Here is a 16,193-nt window from a genome sequence, read left to right on the forward strand (position 1 = left end):
ATGACCACGGTCGTACGCATCCTGCTCCGCCGGGTCCTCCTGCTGGTGCCCCTGCTGCTGGGCATCGTGCTGTTCGTGTTCCTGGTGATGCGGTTCTCGGACGCCGACCCGGCGTCCGCGTTCTTCCAGGGCGCCAACCCCAGCCCGCGGCAGCTGCACGACTTCCGGGAACGCAACGGGCTGCTGGACCCGCTGCCCGTGCGCTACGTCCACTTCGTCGGCGATCTGCTCCACGGCGACCTCGGCACCAGCGCCCTCACCCGCTCCCCCGTGCTCGACCAGGTCGCCACCGCCCTGCCGCTCACCCTCCAGCTGACCTTCCTCGGCCTCGCCCTGGCCGTCGTCCTGGCGCTGGCGGGCGGGGTGACGGCGGCGGTGTACCGGGACCGGCTGCCGGACCAGCTCATCCGGGTGGTCTCGCTGGTCGGGGTCGCCGCGCCCGGCTTCTGGCTGGCGCTGCTGATGATCCAGTACCTCGCCGTGGACCGGGGCTGGTTCCCCACCGGGGGCTACATCAACCCGGGCGACTCGGTCACCGGCTGGCTGCGGACCATGGCGCTGCCCGCCGTCGCCCTGTCCCTGCCGGTGGCGGCCCAGCTCACCCGGATCGTGCGGACCTCGGTGGTGGAGGAGCTGGACAAGGACTACGTACGGACGGCGATCGGCAGCGGGCTGCCGCCGCGCGTGGTCGTCGGCCGGAACGTGCTGCGCAACGCGCTGGTCAACCCGCTCACCGTGCTCGGGCTGCGGGTCGGCTACCTGCTCGGCGGCGCCGTCGTCATCGAGACGATCTTCGCGCTGCCCGGCATGGGCAAGCTGATGATCGACGCCGTGCAGAACGGCGACCCGGCGGTGGTGCAGGGGGTCGTGCTGACCACCGCGACGGGGTTCGTCGTCGTCAACCTCGTCATCGACATCCTGTATCTGCTGGTCAACCCACGACTGAGGGCGGGCTGATGGTCACGCGCGCGACGCTCACCGAGCGGCTGTCCCGGCCCGGCCTGCGGCTGCGCGGATGGCGCCGGCTGCCGCTGCCGTCGAAGGCCGCCCTCTGCCTGCTGACCGTGGTGGTCCTGGTCGCCGTCCTCGCGCCGGTCCTGGCGCCGGACGATCCGCTGGACCAGCGGGACCCGGCCGGCGGGACGGGGGCGCCGTCCGCCGCGCACTGGATGGGGCAGGACAGCCTGGGCCGGGACATCCTGAGCCGGCTGATGTACGGCGCCCGCTGGTCACTGGCCATCGGACTGGGCGCGACCGCGCTGGCGCTCGTCGCCGGGGCCGTGCTCGGGGCCGTCGCCGCCACCTCCCGCAAGGCCGTGGACGAGACGCTGATGCGCTGCCTGGACGTGGTGATGGCGTTCCCCGGCATCGCGCTCGCCGCCGTGCTGGTGGCCGTGTTCGGCGGCGGGATCGGCGTGCTGATCTGCGCCATCGCGTTCCTGTTCACGCCGCCGGTGGCGCGGGTGGTCCGGGCGAACGTGCTGGACCAGTACGGGGAGGACTACGTCACCGCCGAGCGGGTCATCGGCGCCCGCACCCCGCACATCGTGCTGCGGCACGTGGCCGTCAACTGCGCCGCCCCGGTGCTGGTCTTCTGCACGGTGCAGGTCGCCGAGGCCATCGTCTTCGAGGCGTCCCTCTCCTTCATCGGCGCGGGCGTGCGCCCCCCGGACCCCTCCTGGGGCAGTGTCATCGCCGACGGCAAGAACATGGTGCTGACCGGCGGCTGGTGGGCGACCGTCTTCCCCGGGCTGCTGATCCTGCTCACCGTGCTGGCGCTGAACGTCCTTTCCGAGGGCGTGTCGGACGCGTGGGCCGCGCCCGCCCCGAGGGAGGTGCGTGCGCCCGGGGACCGGCTCCAGACGCCCGAGCCGGGCACCGGCGGGGTGCTGCCGCTGCCCGGGCTGGCCGAGGCCGCCCGGCGGCTGCGCGCCCGGGCCCGGCCGCTGCCCGACCGGAGCGGGCAGCCGGTGCTCGCCGTGGAGAACCTCGCCATCGGCTTCCCGGACCGGCACCGGGGCGTGGACATCGTGGCCGGGGTCGGCTTCGAGGTGTACCCCGGGGAGGTGCTGGGCCTGGTGGGCGAGTCGGGCTGCGGCAAGTCGCTGACCGCGCTCACCGTGATGGGGCTCCAGCCGAAGGGCGCCCGGATCGGCGGGCAGGTGCGGTTCCGGCAGCGGGACCTGCTCACCGAGCCGGCCCGGGCCCGGCGGCGGCTGCTCGGCCACGAGATGGCCATGGTCTACCAGGACGCCCTGTCCTCGCTGAACCCGGCCATGACCATCCGTGCCCAGCTGCGACAGCTCGTCCGGCGCGGTGGCCGCCGCAGCCCCGCGGAGCTGCTGTCGCTGGTCGGGCTGGACCCGGAGCGGACCCTGCGCAGCTATCCGCACGAGCTGTCCGGCGGGCAGCGCCAGCGCGTGCTGATCGCGATGGCCCTGTCCCGCGAGCCGCAGCTGATCATCGCCGACGAGCCGACCACCGCCCTGGACGTCACCGTGCAGGCCCAGGTCATGCGGCTGCTGCTGCGGCTGCGCGCGGAGCTGGGCTTCGCGCTGGTCCTGGTCTCGCACGACCTGGCGCTGGTCGCGGACGTCACCGACCGGGTGGCGGTGATGTACGGCGGGCGGATCGTGGAGACCGGGGTGACCGCCGACCTGGTGGCGGCGCCGGCCCACCACTACACGCGCGGCCTGCTGGGCAGTGTGCTGTCGCTGGAGTCGGCCGAGGAGCGGATGACGCAGATCAAGGGCGTCGTCCCGGCCCCGGCCGACTTCCCGGCGGGCTGCCGGTTCGCCGACCGCTGCCCGCTGGCCACCGAGGTGTGCCACACCACCGCCCCGGTGCTCACCGGCACCGCCGCCCACACGGCCGCCTGCCACCACCCGGCGGTGGAGCCGACGACCGCGGAGAGCGAGGAGGCCCTGCAATGACGGCGGTGGTGGAGGTACGCGACGCCCACGTGGTGCACAAGGCGCGCAGCGGCGGGCTCTTCCGGCGCGACCGGGTGTACGCCCTGACCGGCGCCGGGCTGTCCGTGGCGGCCGGGGAGACGGTGGGCGTGGTCGGCGAGTCGGGGTGCGGGAAGTCGACGCTGGCGAAGGTGCTGGTGGGCATCCAGCGGCCGGTCGCGGGGACGGTGGCGTTCCGCGGCCGGGACCTGTGGGCGATGCCGGCCGCCGAGCGCCGGGCGGCCGTGGGGGCGGGCACCGGGCTGGTCTTCCAGGACCCGTCGACCGCGCTGAACCGCCGGCTGACCGTCCGCCGCATCCTGCGCGACCCGCTGGACGTGCACCGGCGCGGCACCCGGGCCGAGCGCGAGGAGCGGGTGCGGGAGCTGATGGCGCTGGTGGGGCTGCCCGGGGCGCTCGCCGACGCGCTGCCCGGACAGCTGTCGGGCGGGCAGCGGCAGCGGGTGGCCATCGCCCGCGCCCTCGCCCTGGACCCGGCGCTGGTGGTCGCCGACGAGCCGACCAGCGCCCTGGACGTCTCGGTCCGCGCGCAGATCCTGAACCTGCTGCTGGACCTGAAGGAACGCCTCGGCCTGGCGCTGGTGTTCGTCTCGCACGACATCCAGACGGTCCGGCGGATGAGCGACCGGGTGATCACGATGTACCTGGGCCGGATCGTGGAGGAGACCCCGGCCGGCCGGGTCACCGACGCGGCCCGGCACCCGTACACCCGGGCCCTGTTCTCGGCCACGCCCGGTCTGCTGGACCCCCTCGACCCGATCCCGCTGACCGGCCCGGTGCCCTCGGCGACCCGCCCGCCGAGCGGCTGCCCGTTCCGCACCCGGTGCTGGAAGGCCGACGAAGCGTGCGCCCGGGAGATGCCGGACTTCTCGGCCGCGTCACACCCCGCTCACCGCTACCGGTGCCACCATCCTGTGGAGGAGGACACGTCGACGGAAGACCTAGCACGCCAGGAGCCCTGAATGACCCTTCCCGCCCCGCTCACCGGTGTCGTCCCGCCCGTCTGCACGCCCCTGACACCGGACCGCGAGGTGGATGTGCCGTCCCTGCTGCGCCTGGTGGACTTCCTGGTGGAGGCGGGGGTGCACGGGCTGTTCCTGCTGGGCTCGACCTCGGAGGCGGCGTTCCTGACGGACGCGCAGCGCCGGCGGGTGGTGGCGGCCGTGACCGCGCACCTGGGCGGTCAGCTGCCGGTCATCGCCGGCGCGATCGACATGACCACCCCGCGCGTCCTGGAGCATGTCGCGGCGGTCACCGGGGCCGGGGCGCAGGCCGTCGTCGTCACCGCCCCGTTCTACACCCGCACCCACCCCGCGGAGATCGTCCACCACTACCGCCGGATCGCCGCCGCCAGCCCGGTCCCGGTGATCGCCTACGACATCCCGGTCGCCGTGCATACCAAGCTGCCCGCGGAGGTGGTGCTGGGGCTCGCGGGGGACGGTGTCCTGGCCGGGATCAAGGACTCCAGCGGGGATCTGGCGGCCTTCCGGGAGCTGGTCACGGGCTCCCGCGCCCACCCCGGGTTCGGGGTGCTCACCGGCTCGGAGCAGATCACCGACGCGGCGCTGGCGCTGGGCGCGGACGGGGCGGTGCCGGGCCTGGCCAACGTCGATCCGCACGGGTACGTGCGGCTGTACCGGCAGTGCCGGGCGGGGGACCTGGAGGGGGCGCGGGCCGAGCAGGAGCGGCTGTGCGCCCTGTTCGGGATGGTCGGCGTGGGGGACCCGGCGCGGATGGGCGGCGGTTCGGCGGCGCTGGGCGCGTTCAAGGCGGCGCTGCACCTGCGCGGCGTCATCGATTGCCCGGTCACCGCCGAGCCGCAGGTCCCGCTGTCCGGCGAGGAGATCGAGCGGGTGGGCAAGTTCCTGGCGGCGGCGGGCCTCCTCGGCCGGGACGCGCACGGGCGCTGACAATGGCGCGCGGCGGCCACGCCCGGCACCGGCGCACGACCCGCACGACCACGCCGCGCAGCCGGTGCGGGGAAGGCCATGGCCCGTGCCGGCGCACGACGCTCACCGCGCTCCCCGGCGTACCTCCCGCAGCGCGTGGTGCACCGACCAGGCGTCCGCCACGGGGCCTAGGTGGCCGAGCTTGTCGGGGTTGACCACGATGCGGATGGCCTGGATCCGCCCGTCCAGGACGTCGAGCGCCACGGCGTTGAGCACCCGGCCCTCCGGGTCCCGGAAGACCGCGCCGGGCTGCCCGTTGACCTGGTGCGGCTCGCAGAGGACGCCGAGCCGGGCGAGCTGCGGGAAGACGGTGGTGAGCAGGCGGGCCACGTTCTCGGCGCCCAGGACGCTCCGGGCCAGCTGGGGCGCCTTGCCGCCGCCGTCGCCGGCCATCGACACGTCGGCGGCGAGCAGGTCCCTCAGCCCGATGACATCGCCCTCGCGCAGGGCGTCGAAGAACCGCGCGGCCAGTTCGTCCCGCTCGCCGCGGTCCGCCTCGAAGCGGGGCCGGCCCTCGCTCATGTGGCGCCGGGCGCGCACCAGGAGCTGGCGGCAGGCCGCCTCCGAGCGGTCGACCGCCCGGGCGATCTCGGGGAAGCCGAAGTCGAACACCTCCCGCAGCACGAAGACCGCGCGCTCCAGCGGGCTGAGCCGTTCCAGGAGCAGCAGGGCGGCCATCGACACCGAGTCGGCCAGCTCCGCCGAGCGCTCCGGGTCCTGGTAGGGGTCGGCGAGCAGCGGCTCGGGGAACCAGGGGCCGACGTAGGCCTCCCGGCGGACCCGGGCCGAGCGCAGGACGTCGATGGACAGCCGGGTCACCGTGGCCGACAGGTACGCCTTGGCCGACCGGGGCCGGACCGGGGAGGCGGTGAAGCGCAGCCAGGTCTCCTGGACGGCGTCCTCGGCCTCGCCGACGCTGCCGAGGATCCGGTAGGCGATGGAGAACAGCAGGGGCCGCAGCTCCTCGAACTCCTCGGTTCTGCTCGCGCTCGTGCTCGTGCTCATACCGGACGCCCCCGCCGTAGTCGATCGACGCACCACATCATCCCCTCCCGCGCCGGAAAACGCCCGGCCCCCGCGACGGGGCGGCGGCCCGCCCCGTGACCGTCAGGGCAGCGGGATCCGGCGGAACTCCAGTGACTCGTAGGGGCTGTCGGTGCCGGTCTCGTAGAGGACGCCGATGTGATGGCTGCCGACCGGGACGAGGTCGGAGTAGGCGGCCCTGCGGTCGCCGAGGGTCAGCAGCCGGACGAAGGCGCGTCCGGCGTCCGCGCTGGCCCACAGGGCGAGGGCGCGGCGGGCGGTGGGCACGGAGGGCGCGGAGAACAGCAGGGGCGCGCCCGGGGTGTCGGGCTGCAGGACGCTGCCCTGGACCACGGGGACGGCGTCCAGGGAGTGCTGGACGGCGTAGGGGCGGTCCAGGGTGCGGCCGCCGTCACTGGAGTAGGTGTCGAGCCGGTTGCCGGGGGCGGTGCCGTTCTGGTCGCGGGCGCCGAGGTAGACGCGGCCGTCGGGGAGCTGGGCGGCGCTCGTCTCGTTGGCGTTGGTCACGCCGTCGTAGACCGCGTCCACGAAGCCCAGGTGCCAGGTGTGGCCGGTGTCGTCGCTGTAGAGGGCGTGGCCGCCGTAGTAGCGGGCCTCCCGGCCGGTGTCGGGGGAGCCGGCGGGCGGGGCGGCGGAGTGGTTGGCGGGGATCAGCAGGCGGCCGGCGCGCGGGCCGCGGGTGAGGGCGAGGGCGTGGCCGGGACCGGTGGCGTACCAGCGCCAGTCGGGCCGCTTCACCGTGTCGGTGATGTCCCGGGGGGCGGTGAAGTGCCGGCCGTCGTCCGCGCTGCGCTGGACGTAGACCCGGCGGCCCTCCCGCGGGCCGACCTCGCCGCGCATGATCCGGTCCTCGGTCGCGCCGCCGCTGTTGCCGCAGGTCACCAGGACGATGGTGCCGGTGCGCGGGTCGACGACGGGCGCCGGGTTGCCCCGGGTGTCGCCGTGGCCGGCGGCGACCACGGTCAGCGGGCCCCAGGTGCAGCCGCCGTCGGCGGAGCGGCGCAGCACGACGTCGATGTCCCCGCTGTCGGCGGCCCCGTCGCGGCGGCCCTCGGCGAAGGCGAGGAGGGTGCCGGTGCGGGTCTGCACCACGGCGGGGATGCGGTAGACGGCGTAGCCGCCCTGGCCGGAGGCGTACGGGACGGAGGAGTCGCAGGCGCCGGGCGCCGCGTGTGCGGGCTGCCGGGCGGTGAGCGCGATGAGCGCGGTGAGGAGGGCGAGGACGGTCGGGAGGGTGCGGCTGCGCGGGGTCACGCCCTGATGCTGCCCGCCACGGCGGCGGCGCTCATACTCCACCGGGGTGATCAGGAGGGCGTGCGGGCGGCGGCCAGCAGCCGGTCCACGTCGTCGGCGCGGAGGGTGAGGGCCGCGCCGACGGTGGCAAGGGCGTCGCGTTCGGCGGGGGTGTAGGGGCCGTCGGCGAGGGCGATGCGGGCGCCCTGGAGCAGCAGGGCCTCGCGGCCGGCCGGGGCGAGGTGCGCGGCGAGCGGGTCCAGGGCCTCGTGCAGCTCTATGGTCAGCCCGGCCCCGCACGGCTGCTCGAAGTACCGGCCGGTGTCGGCGGCGAGGGCGTCGACCAGGGCGGCGAGCTGCTCCTCGGTGCAGTCGGCGAAGCCGGCCGCGCGCACGGTGGCGGCGGCCGTCTCCAGGACCGTGCGGGAGGAGGTGCCGCCCGCGGCGAGGACCGCGAGGGCGACGGTGTGCACGGCGTCGCGGAGCATCGCGGAGAAGCGGCGGGTGGTGGGGTGGCCCAGGACGTCGGTGCCGAAGTGGTGCCGGCAGGCGGCGCACTCCACCACCGGTCCGGTCTCGCCGCGCGGCAGCAGGGGCACGCCGAACAGGGTGAGCCGGCGGCGGCCGGTGAGCCGCTGGTAGTTGCGGTCGCCGCCGCAGCCGGGACAGAAGAACTCGCCGTCGCCGACGGGCGTCCACGCGGTGCGGGTGCCCATGATGCGCAGGGCCCCGGTGGCACGGCCGTCTCGTCCCCGTACTGGCAGCACGTCGCACCTCCGTAACGGCGCGGCAACATCGCCACGCTGGCGTGATGTTAGCCACATCCGGGAGGCGGAGTCAGTACCCCGTACGAGACCTTTCCGTGACCTGAGGGGTGCGATGGCCGAAAACCGGCACTCCGCCCGCCGCCGTGCGGCGGGCGGGGGCCCGTCAGCGGGTGGCGCGGTTGACGGCGGAGACGACCGCCTTCAGCGAGGCGCGCGTGGTGTTCGCGTCGATGCCGATCCCCCACAGGACCTTGCCGTCGATCGCGCACTCGATGTACGAGGCGGCCTGCGCGGAGGCGCCCTCGCTCATCGTGTGCTCCTGGTAGTCCAGCAGGCGTACGTCGATGCCCAGGGCGTGCAGGGCGTCGAAGAAGGCCGAGATCGGACCGTTGCCGGAGCCGGTCAGGACGGTGTCCAGGCCGTCGACGGTGGCCTCGACGGTGAGGGTGTCCACGCCGTCGGTGTCCGTGGTGGACTGGCCGGTCCTGACCTGGATGCGGCCCCAGGGGTTGTCCGGGTTGGGCAGGTACTCGTCCTGGAAGACGGCCCAGATGTCCTTCGGCGTGATCTCGCCGCCCTCGGCGTCGGTCTTCGCCTGGATGATCCTGGAGAACTCGATCTGCATCCGGCGCGGCAGGTCCAGCTTGTGGTCGTTCTTCAGGACGTAGGCGATGCCGCCCTTGCCGGACTGGGAGTTGACGCGGATGACGGCCTCGTAGGAGCGGCCGACGTCCTTGGGGTCGATGGGCAGGTACGGCACCGCCCACTCGATGCCGTCGACCGTGACGCCCCTGGCCCGCGCGTCGGCCTCCATGGCGTCGAAACCCTTCTTGATGGCGTCCTGGTGGGAGCCGGAGAAGGACGTGTAGACCAGGTCGCCCACGTACGGGTGGCGCGGGTGGACCTCCATCTGGTTGCAGTACTCCCACGTACGGCGGATCTCGTCGATGTCGGAGAAGTCGATCTGCGGGTCGACGCCCTGGGAGAACAGGTTCATGCCCAGGGTGACCAGGTCGACGTTGCCGGTGCGCTCGCCCTGCCCGAACAGGCAGCCCTCGACGCGGTCGGCGCCGGCCATCAGGGCCAGTTCGGCGGCGGCCACGGCGGTGCCGCGGTCGTTGTGCGGGTGGACGGACAGGCAGACGTACTCGCGGCGGGAGAGGTTGCGGTGCATCCACTCGAAGCGGTCCGCGTGCGTGGAGGGGGTGGAACGCTCCACGGTGGCGGGCAGGTTGAGGATGATCTCGCGGCCCGGGCCGGGCTGCCAGACGTCCATGACCGCCTCGCAGACCTCCAGGGCGAAGTCCAGCTCGGTGTCGGTGAAGATCTCCGGGCTGTACTGGTAGCCGAACTCGGTCTCGGGGCCGAGCAGTTTGCCGGCGTACTCCATCACCAGGCGGGTGCCGTCCACGGCGATCTGCCTGATGTCGTCCTTGGAGCCGCGGAAGACGACCCGGCGGAAGACCGGCGCGGTGGCGTTGTACAGATGGACGGTGGCGCGGCGGGCGCCCTTCAGGGACTCCACCGTCCGCTCGATCAGGTCCTCGCGGGCCTGCGTCAGCACCGAGATGGTGACGTCGTCCGGGATCGCGCCCTCTTCCTCGATGATCGAGCGCACGAAGTCGAAGTCGGTCTGGCCGGAGGCGGGGAAGCCGACCTCGATCTCCTTGTAGCCCATCTTCACCAGCTGGTCGAACATCCGGCGCTTGCGCTCGGGCGACATCGGGTCGATCAGGGCCTGGTTGCCGTCGCGCAGGTCGGTGGAGAGCCAGCGGGGGGCGGCGGTGATGCGCTTGCCGGGCCAGGTGCGGTCCGGGATGTCGACCTGCTCGTAGCGGCCGTACTTGTGGATCGGCATGGGGCTGGGCTGCTGGCGGTTGGCCATGACGCGTGGGCTCCTCAGGGTGTCCCGGATATCCGAGTGGACGGCCGACGACGCAACGCCAGAGCTCCGCGGGGAGGGAGTCGGCCTCGACTACAGACCCTCGCCGCGGCAGCTAAGAAGAAGCAGCCAGGAACGCATGATGCTCCGCAGCCTAGCCGAGCCGTTCCGGGCGCGCGGGCCTGTCCCAGTATGCGGGACCAGACGGCGGAACCGGACAAAAAGTGCAAGGCGTCACATCGCCTTACCACAACGTCACGGAGCGTGGCGCTCGTTGTCCTGGTATTTCACCAATCATGGTGGCAGGTAGTGACAGCGGAGTCACACAATGCGATGGTTCCGGATATGACGACCCACGGGGGCTTCGAGCCCGTCTTCTGCACGATCGTGCCGCCGCACGTCCTCGACAAACTCGCCCGCAACGACGACCCCGCGCTCTCCGGCCCGGCCCGCCGGTCCCTGGAGCACGACGCCTACCAGCGCACCAAGCGGCGCCTGACCACGGTGATCGGCTCGAGCCCCGTCGCCGCGCCGGAGGGCGCCGCCGCCGACCAGCCGCAGCGCACCGTCTACGACGCCGAGCACACCCAGGACCTGCCCGGCACCAAGGTCCGCGAGGAGGGCTCCGACTCCGGCCCCGACGCCTCCGTCAACCGGGCGTACGCGGGCCTCGGCGCCACCTTCGACCTGTATCTGAAGGCGTACGGCCGGCACTCCATCGACGGCAACGGCCTGCCGCTGGACGCCACCGTGCACTTCGGCGAGGGCTACGACAACGCCTTCTGGAACGGCGAGCAGATGGTCTTCGGCGACGGGGACAACGAGGTCTTCCTCGACTTCACCATCCCGGTCGACGTCATCGGCCACGAGCTGACCCACGGCGTCACCCAGCACACCGCCAACCTGGACTACCACGGCCAGTCCGGCGCGCTCAACGAGTCGCTCTCCGATGTCTTCGGCTCGCTGATCAAGCAGTACACCCTCGGCCAGACCGCCGCCGAGGCCGACTGGCTGATCGGCGCCGGGTTGCTCGCCCCCCGCGTCACCGGGGTCGCCCTGCGCTCCATGAAGGCCCCGGGCACCGCGTACGACGACGACGTGCTCGGCAAGGACCCGCAGCCGGCGCGGATGGAGGACTACGTCCGCACCGGCCGCGACAACGGCGGCGTGCACATCAACTCCGGCATCCCCAACCACGCCTTCTACCTGGCCGCCACCGCCCTCGGCGGCTACGCCTGGGAGAAGGCCGGGCAGATCTGGTACGACGTGCTGACCGGCGGCGACCTGAAGGAGGACGCCCTGTTCACCGACTTCGCCACGCTCACGGTGAAGGCGACCCGGGAGCGGTACGGCGCCGGGGACGAACTGCGGGCCGTACAGAAGGCCTGGGAACAGGTGGGGGTGCGCACGCTCTAGTTCCGTACTAGACACGGACCATGCGTATTCGAGTACGGCGTACGGGCGGTTTCACGGGCATCGAGCGCGGGGCCGAGGTGGAGACCTCGGACCGGCCCGATGCCGGGGAGTGGCAGTCCCTGGCCGGGCGCGTCCTCGCGTCCGGCCGGGCCGCGCCTCCGGCAGGCGTCCCGGACGGCTTCAGCTACGAGATCACGGTCGACGGCCGCACGGTGTACACGGCCGATCCCGAACTGACCCCTGACGAGCGAGCGTTGGTGACACGGGTGCTGAAGGAAGGCGCGTGACGGGGCGTTGACTTCCGTCGCCGGGGCTGCGGATGATCCGCCCATGGCGACTGACGCGGGCACCGAGATCCCCCGGTTCCCGGCCGGCTTCCTCTGGGGCGTGTCGACCTCGGCCCACCAGATCGAGGGCGCGGCCGAGCAGCGGGAGCCGTCCGTGTGGGACGTGTTCACGGCCGGGCCGGGGCGGGTGAGGGACGGTTCGACGGCGGCGGTGGCCTGCGACCACTACCACCGCTATCCCGAGGACGTGGCCCTGCTCGCCGGCCTGGGCGTGGACGCGTACCGCTTCTCCGTCTCCTGGCCCCGGGTGAACTCCCCCGGCGGCCTGGACTTCTACGACCGTCTGGTGGACGAGCTGTGCGCCGCGGGCGTACGGCCCGTGCCCACCCTCTTCCACTGGGACCTGCCCGCCGCGCTGGACTGGCTGGACCGGGACACGGCGCCCAGGTTCGCCGACTACGCGGCGGTGGTGGCGGACCGCCTCGGCGACCGGGTGGACAAGTGGATCACCCTCAACGAACCGGCGGAACACACCCTGCTGGGCCACGCGATCGGCGCCCACGCCCCCGGCCGGCGGCTGCTCTTCGACGCCCTCCCCGCCGCCCACCACCAGCTCCTCGCCCACGGTCTCGCGGTGCGGGCGCTGCGCGCGGCCGGGGCGACGGACATCGGCATCGCCAACTCCCACGGCCCGGTCCGGGCCGCCTCGCAGGATCCGGCGGACGTGACGGCGGCGGACCTCTACGACACGCTGCTGAACCGGCTGTTCGCCGAACCGGTGCTCCTCGGCGCGTACCCGGAGGGCATGGCCGGGCTGATGCCCGACGGCGCGGCGGAGGACCTGGCGGTCATCGGCGAGCCCGTCGACTGGTACGGCGTCAACTACTACGCGCCGTCCCTGGTGGGCGCCCCGGGGAGCGGCAACGGCGCGTACGGAGGGCTGGAACTCCCCGCCGAACTGCCCTTCTCGGTACGGGAGATCGAGGGCCGCCCGGTGACCGACTTCGGCTGGCCGGTGGTCCCCGAGGGGCTGACCGAACTCCTCACCGGCTTCCGCGACCGCTACGGCGACCGGCTCCCGCCCGTCGTCATCACCGAGAACGGCTGCTCCTACGAGGGCGTCGACGACCAGGACCGCATCGCCTTCCTGGACGCCCACATCCGCGCCGTCCACACCGCGCTGGCGGCCGGCGTCGACGTCCGCGGCTACTTCGTCTGGTCCCTCCTGGACAACTTCGAGTGGGCCGAGGGCTACACCCGCCGCTTCGGCCTGGTGCACGTCGACTACACGACGCTCACGCGCACGCCGAAGGCGTCGTACCACTGGTACCGGGAGGTGCTGCGGGCGCAGCACGGGTGAGGGTCAGAAGCCCAGCTTGCGCAGCTGCCTGGGGTCGCGCTGCCAGTCCTTGGCCACCTTGACGTGCAGGTCCAGGAAGACCGGCGTGCCCAGCAGCGCCTCGATGTGCTTGCGGGACTTGATGCCGACCTCCTTCAGCCGCTTGCCCTTGGGCCCGATGACGATGCCCTTCTGGCTGGGCCGCTCGATGTAGACGTTGGCGTGGATGTCCAGCAGCGGCCGGTCCGCGGGGCGGTCCTCCCGCGGGAGCATCTCCTCCACGACCACCGCGATGGAGTGCGGCAGTTCGTCCCGCACGCCCTCCAGGGCGGCCTCCCGGATCAGCTCGGCGACCATCACCTGCTCGGGCTCGTCCGTCAGATCGCCCTCGGGGTAGAGCGCCGGCCCCTCGGGGAGCAGCGGGATCAGCAGGTCGGCCAGCAGATCCACCTGCTTGTCGCCGACCGCCGACACCGGCACGATCTGCGCCCACTCGAAGCCCAGCTCCTTGCCGAGCTGGTCGACGGCGATCAGCTGCTCGGCGAGGGCCTTGGGGTCGACCAGGTCGGTCTTGGTGACGATCGCGACCTTCGGCGTCCTCTTGATCCCGGCCAGTTCCTTCGCGATGAACCGGTCACCGGGGCCGAGCTTCTGGTCCGCCGGCAGGCAGAAGCCGATCACGTCGACCTCGGCCCAGGTCGTACGGACCACGTCGTTCAGCCGCTCGCCGAGCAGCGTGCGCGGCTTGTGCAGCCCGGGGGTGTCGACGAGGATCAGCTGCGCGTCCGGCCGGTGCACGATGCCCCGGACCGTGTGCCGGGTCGTCTGCGGGCGGTTGGAGGTGATCGCCACCTTCTGCCCGACCAGAGCGTTCGTCAGGGTGGACTTGCCCGCGTTGGGGCGGCCCACGAAGCAGGCGAAGCCGGCGCGGTGGACGGTCTCGGCCGGCTGCTCGGAAGTCTCGGTGCGAACGCTCATGCCGCCCATTGTCCCTGATCCACGGAGCCGCGCCGCACCACCGCCGCCGGCCGCCCCCACGGGTGAGCTTCCGGAAACCCACCGGCAACGAAACGTGACGGAAACACACCCGTACGCGACCGGAAACGCATACCGGTGACCCTCTGACGCAGCCCCCACCCGTTGGAGACGCCCGTGACCCTCGCCGCAGCTCACGTCGACACCGGCGACACCGCCTGGCTGCTCGCCGCGACCGCCCTCGTCCTGCTGATGACCCCGGGCCTGGCCCTGTTCTACGGCGGCATGGTCCGCGCGAAGAGCGTCCTCAACATGCTGATGATGAGCTTCGTGTCGATCGCCCTGGTCACGGTGGTCTGGCTGGCGGCCGGCTACTCCCTCGCCTTCGGCGACGACCTCGGCGGCGGGCTGCTCGGCGGCCTGGAGCACGCCGGGATGCGCGGCCTCGGCCCGGACAGCGTCCACGGCACGGTCCCCACCGTGCTGTTCGCCACCTTCCAGCTGACCTTCGCCGTCATCACGGCCGCGCTGGTCAGCGGCGCGGTCGCGGACCGGACGAAATTCTCGGCGTGGCTGGTCTTCGTACCCGTGTGGACGCTGCTGGTATACGTTCCGGTCACCCACTGGGTGTGGGGCCCCGGCGGCTGGATCCAGCACCGGCTCGGCGCGCTCGACTTCGCCGGGGGCCTGCCCGTCGAGATCACCTCCGGTGCCTCCGGTCTCGCCCTGTGCCTGGTCCTCGGGCCCCGGCTGGGCTTCAGGCGCGAGGCCATGCGCCCGCACAACCTGCCCATGGTCGTCCTCGGCGCCGGTCTGCTCTGGTTCGGCTGGTTCGGCTTCAACGCCGGTTCCGCGCTCGGCGCGAACGGCCTCGCCGCCGCCGCGTTCCTCAACACGCTCGCCGCCGGCTGCACCGGCCTGCTCGGCTGGCTCTTCGTCGAGCAGCGGCGCGACGGTCACCCGACCACCCTGGGCGCCGCCTCCGGCGCGGTGGCCGGCCTGGTCGCGATCACCCCGTCCTGCGGCACGGTCTCCCTGCTCGGCGCGCTGGCCGTGGGCCTGGCCGCCGGCGTCGTCTGCTCCTACGCGGTGGGCTGGAAGTTCAAGCTGGGCTACGACGACTCCCTGGACGTCGTCGGCGTCCACCTGGTCGGCGGGATCATCGGGACGCTGATGATCGGCCTGTTCGCCGAGGAGGCGATGACCGGCGGCGCGCAGGGCCTGTTCCACGGCGGCGGACTCGCCCCGCTGGGACGGCAGTCGCTCGCGGTGGCGGCCGTGGGGGCGTACGCGTTCTCGGTGACGTACGGGCTGGGCAGGCTGCTCGACAAGGTGCTGGGCTTCCGGGCGAGCGAGGAGCAGGAGTACACCGGGCTGGACCTTACGGTGCACGCCGAGACCGCATACGATCACGGCGTCCTGGGCCACGGTGCCCCGGTCTCCCACTCCGTGCCCTCCGCCCAGAAGGTCAAGACCCAGGCATGAAGCTCATCACCGCGATCGTCAAGCCGTACCGTCTGGACGAGGTCAAGGCCGCCCTGCGGGAGCTGGGGGTGCACGGGCTGACCGTGACCGAGGCCAGCGGCTTCGGCCGGCAGCGCGGCCACACCGAGGTGTACCGGGGGGCCGAGTACCGGGTCGACCTGGTGCCGAAGGCGCGGATCGAGGTGGTCGTGGAGGACGCGGTCGCCGAGGACGTGATCGACGCGGTGGTCAGGGCCGCGCGGACCGGGAAGATCGGCGACGGGAAGGTCTGGGCCGTTCCCGTCGAGACGGTCGTCCGGGTGCGGACCGGCGAGCGCGGGCCCGACGCGCTCTGACCGGCGGCGCCCCGGCCGGCACCGAACGCGCCGGCGGCGGCCGGGACCGCACCGCGCGGGACCCTCGCGGGCCCACGGCGCGCGGACTTCGGACCGGCCCGGGGTGGGTCAGGTCGCGGGGATCGTGACGCGGACCGTGCCGTCGGGGGACGCGAGCAGGACCGGGGTTCCGGAGCCGCCGAGGTCGGCCACGGCGGAGAGGTCCTCGGGCGGCACCGACTCCGCGTCGCTCACCACGGCCGCCGCCTCCAGGGACCGCGCCCCCGAGGCCGCGGCCATCGCGACGGCGGTCCGCAGCGCGCTCAGCTTCAGCGAGGGCAGCTCCACCGTCCCGGCGACATAGGTGCGCCCGGTCTCGTCCCGTACGGCCGCCCCCTCGGGCACGACGTTGCGGGCCCGTGCGGAACGGGCCAGGGTGACGATCTTGCGGTCCTCGGGGTCAAGCCCGGTGCTCTCGGTCATGCCCCGAGCATACGAAGGCGCGGCGGGTCCGCCCCGGCACGGGTGCC

At 73.3% G+C, this 16,193-nt stretch carries 15 protein-coding genes; 9 read left to right on the forward strand and 6 right to left on the reverse strand.

What is annotated here, in order from left to right:
* Genes ACZ4W9_RS30440 through ACZ4W9_RS30455 form a run of 4 tightly spaced genes read left to right on the forward strand, consistent with a single transcriptional unit; the run spans window position 1 to window position 4,882 of the window.
* The gene (locus tag ACZ4W9_RS30440) at window positions 1-957 is read left to right on the forward strand and encodes an ABC transporter permease (protein ID WP_467941171.1); all 957 of its coding nucleotides are present in this window, start codon (window positions 1-3) and stop codon (window positions 955-957) included.
* Window positions 957-2,933 carry a dipeptide/oligopeptide/nickel ABC transporter permease/ATP-binding protein gene (locus tag ACZ4W9_RS30445; RefSeq protein ID WP_467941173.1) on the forward strand — a complete coding sequence of 659 codons (1,977 nt, stop codon included), beginning with the start codon at window positions 957-959 and terminating at the stop codon, window positions 2,931-2,933. The genes ACZ4W9_RS30440 and ACZ4W9_RS30445 overlap by 1 nt, the downstream gene beginning before the upstream one ends.
* Window positions 2,930-3,934 (forward strand): oligopeptide/dipeptide ABC transporter ATP-binding protein, encoded by a 1,005-nt coding sequence (locus ACZ4W9_RS30450; protein ID WP_467941174.1) that lies wholly within the window; start codon window positions 2,930-2,932, stop codon window positions 3,932-3,934. Before ACZ4W9_RS30445 ends, ACZ4W9_RS30450 begins: the two co-directional genes overlap by 4 nt.
* Complete coding sequence (locus ACZ4W9_RS30455) at window positions 3,935-4,882, forward strand: dihydrodipicolinate synthase family protein (protein WP_467941175.1); 948 nt, start codon at window positions 3,935-3,937, stop codon at window positions 4,880-4,882.
* Between the two features lie 102 nt (window positions 4,883-4,984).
* Here ACZ4W9_RS30455 and ACZ4W9_RS30460 read toward each other — a convergent pair whose 3' ends face one another.
* The 4 genes from ACZ4W9_RS30460 to leuA all read right to left on the reverse strand — a co-directional run bounded on the left by ACZ4W9_RS30460 (window position 4,985) and on the right by leuA (window position 9,850).
* Entirely contained in the window at window positions 4,985-5,926 is a 942-nt protein-coding gene (locus ACZ4W9_RS30460) for an RNA polymerase sigma-70 factor (protein WP_467941177.1), read from the reverse strand.
* 102 nt (window positions 5,927-6,028) lie between these two features.
* The gene (locus tag ACZ4W9_RS30465) at window positions 6,029-7,219 is read right to left on the reverse strand and encodes a sialidase family protein (protein ID WP_467941178.1); all 1,191 of its coding nucleotides are present in this window, start codon (window positions 7,217-7,219) and stop codon (window positions 6,029-6,031) included.
* Between the two features lie 50 nt (window positions 7,220-7,269).
* Complete coding sequence (locus tag ACZ4W9_RS30470) at window positions 7,270-7,965, reverse strand: TerB family tellurite resistance protein (protein WP_467941180.1); 696 nt, start codon at window positions 7,963-7,965, stop codon at window positions 7,270-7,272.
* A gap of 163 nt (window positions 7,966-8,128) precedes the next feature.
* Window positions 8,129-9,850 (reverse strand): 2-isopropylmalate synthase, encoded by a 1,722-nt coding sequence (leuA, locus tag ACZ4W9_RS30475; protein ID WP_467941181.1) that lies wholly within the window; start codon window positions 9,848-9,850, stop codon window positions 8,129-8,131.
* A 342-nt stretch (window positions 9,851-10,192) separates the two neighbouring features.
* Between leuA and ACZ4W9_RS30480 the strand changes: the two genes are divergently transcribed.
* From ACZ4W9_RS30480 to ACZ4W9_RS30490, 3 genes are read left to right on the forward strand one after another with little or no spacing between them, the layout of a single operon-like run.
* Entirely contained in the window at window positions 10,193-11,263 is a 1,071-nt protein-coding gene (locus ACZ4W9_RS30480; protein WP_467941183.1) for a M4 family metallopeptidase, read from the forward strand.
* Window positions 11,264-11,283: 20 nt separating this feature from the next.
* Window positions 11,284-11,550, forward strand: a complete 267-nt coding sequence (locus ACZ4W9_RS30485) for a protealysin inhibitor emfourin (protein ID WP_467941184.1) — start codon at window positions 11,284-11,286, stop codon at window positions 11,548-11,550.
* Window positions 11,551-11,593: 43 nt separating this feature from the next.
* A complete protein-coding gene (locus tag ACZ4W9_RS30490; protein WP_467941185.1) occupies window positions 11,594-12,910 on the forward strand; it encodes a GH1 family beta-glucosidase in 1,317 nt (438 codons plus the stop codon).
* A gap of 3 nt (window positions 12,911-12,913) precedes the next feature.
* On the opposite strand, the gene era is transcribed toward ACZ4W9_RS30490, so the two are convergent.
* The gene (gene era / locus ACZ4W9_RS30495; RefSeq protein WP_467941187.1) at window positions 12,914-13,867 is read right to left on the reverse strand and encodes a GTPase Era; all 954 of its coding nucleotides are present in this window, start codon (window positions 13,865-13,867) and stop codon (window positions 12,914-12,916) included.
* A 174-nt stretch (window positions 13,868-14,041) separates the two neighbouring features.
* Between era and ACZ4W9_RS30500 the strand changes: the two genes are divergently transcribed.
* The gene (locus ACZ4W9_RS30500; protein WP_467941188.1) at window positions 14,042-15,349 is read left to right on the forward strand and encodes an ammonium transporter; all 1,308 of its coding nucleotides are present in this window, start codon (window positions 14,042-14,044) and stop codon (window positions 15,347-15,349) included.
* Window positions 15,346-15,684: a P-II family nitrogen regulator gene (locus tag ACZ4W9_RS30505; RefSeq protein WP_467941190.1), complete on the forward strand. Its 339-nt coding sequence runs from the start codon at window positions 15,346-15,348 to the stop codon at window positions 15,682-15,684. Before ACZ4W9_RS30500 ends, ACZ4W9_RS30505 begins: the two co-directional genes overlap by 4 nt.
* A gap of 108 nt (window positions 15,685-15,792) precedes the next feature.
* Here ACZ4W9_RS30505 and ACZ4W9_RS30510 read toward each other — a convergent pair whose 3' ends face one another.
* Window positions 15,793-16,146: a cytidine deaminase gene (locus ACZ4W9_RS30510; protein WP_467941192.1), complete on the reverse strand. Its 354-nt coding sequence runs from the start codon at window positions 16,144-16,146 to the stop codon at window positions 15,793-15,795.
* Between the last annotated feature and the right edge of the window lie 47 nt (window positions 16,147-16,193).

The sequence above is a fragment of the Streptomyces sp. NPDC029296 genome (assembly GCF_055569255.1).

Excerpts from the sequence above, each read along its gene's own strand:
- ACZ4W9_RS30440 (WP_467941171.1), top strand. The coding sequence starts at position 1 with ATGACCACGGTCGTACGCATCCTGCTCCGCCGGGTCCTCCTGCTGGTG.
- ACZ4W9_RS30445 (WP_467941173.1), top strand. The coding sequence starts at position 957 with ATGGTCACGCGCGCGACGCTCACCGAGCGGCTGTCCCGGCCCGGCCTG.
- ACZ4W9_RS30450 (WP_467941174.1), top strand. The coding sequence starts at position 2,930 with ATGACGGCGGTGGTGGAGGTACGCGACGCCCACGTGGTGCACAAGGCG.
- ACZ4W9_RS30455 (WP_467941175.1), top strand. The coding sequence starts at position 3,935 with ATGACCCTTCCCGCCCCGCTCACCGGTGTCGTCCCGCCCGTCTGCACG.
- ACZ4W9_RS30460 (WP_467941177.1), bottom strand. The coding sequence starts at position 5,926 with ATGAGCACGAGCACGAGCGCGAGCAGAACCGAGGAGTTCGAGGAGCTG.
- leuA (WP_467941181.1), bottom strand. The coding sequence starts at position 9,850 with ATGGCCAACCGCCAGCAGCCCAGCCCCATGCCGATCCACAAGTACGGC.
- ACZ4W9_RS30480 (WP_467941183.1), top strand. The coding sequence starts at position 10,193 with ATGACGACCCACGGGGGCTTCGAGCCCGTCTTCTGCACGATCGTGCCG.
- ACZ4W9_RS30485 (WP_467941184.1), top strand. The coding sequence starts at position 11,284 with ATGCGTATTCGAGTACGGCGTACGGGCGGTTTCACGGGCATCGAGCGC.
- ACZ4W9_RS30490 (WP_467941185.1), top strand. The coding sequence starts at position 11,594 with ATGGCGACTGACGCGGGCACCGAGATCCCCCGGTTCCCGGCCGGCTTC.
- era (WP_467941187.1), bottom strand. The coding sequence starts at position 13,867 with ATGAGCGTTCGCACCGAGACTTCCGAGCAGCCGGCCGAGACCGTCCAC.
- ACZ4W9_RS30505 (WP_467941190.1), top strand. The coding sequence starts at position 15,346 with ATGAAGCTCATCACCGCGATCGTCAAGCCGTACCGTCTGGACGAGGTC.
- ACZ4W9_RS30510 (WP_467941192.1), bottom strand. The coding sequence starts at position 16,146 with ATGACCGAGAGCACCGGGCTTGACCCCGAGGACCGCAAGATCGTCACC.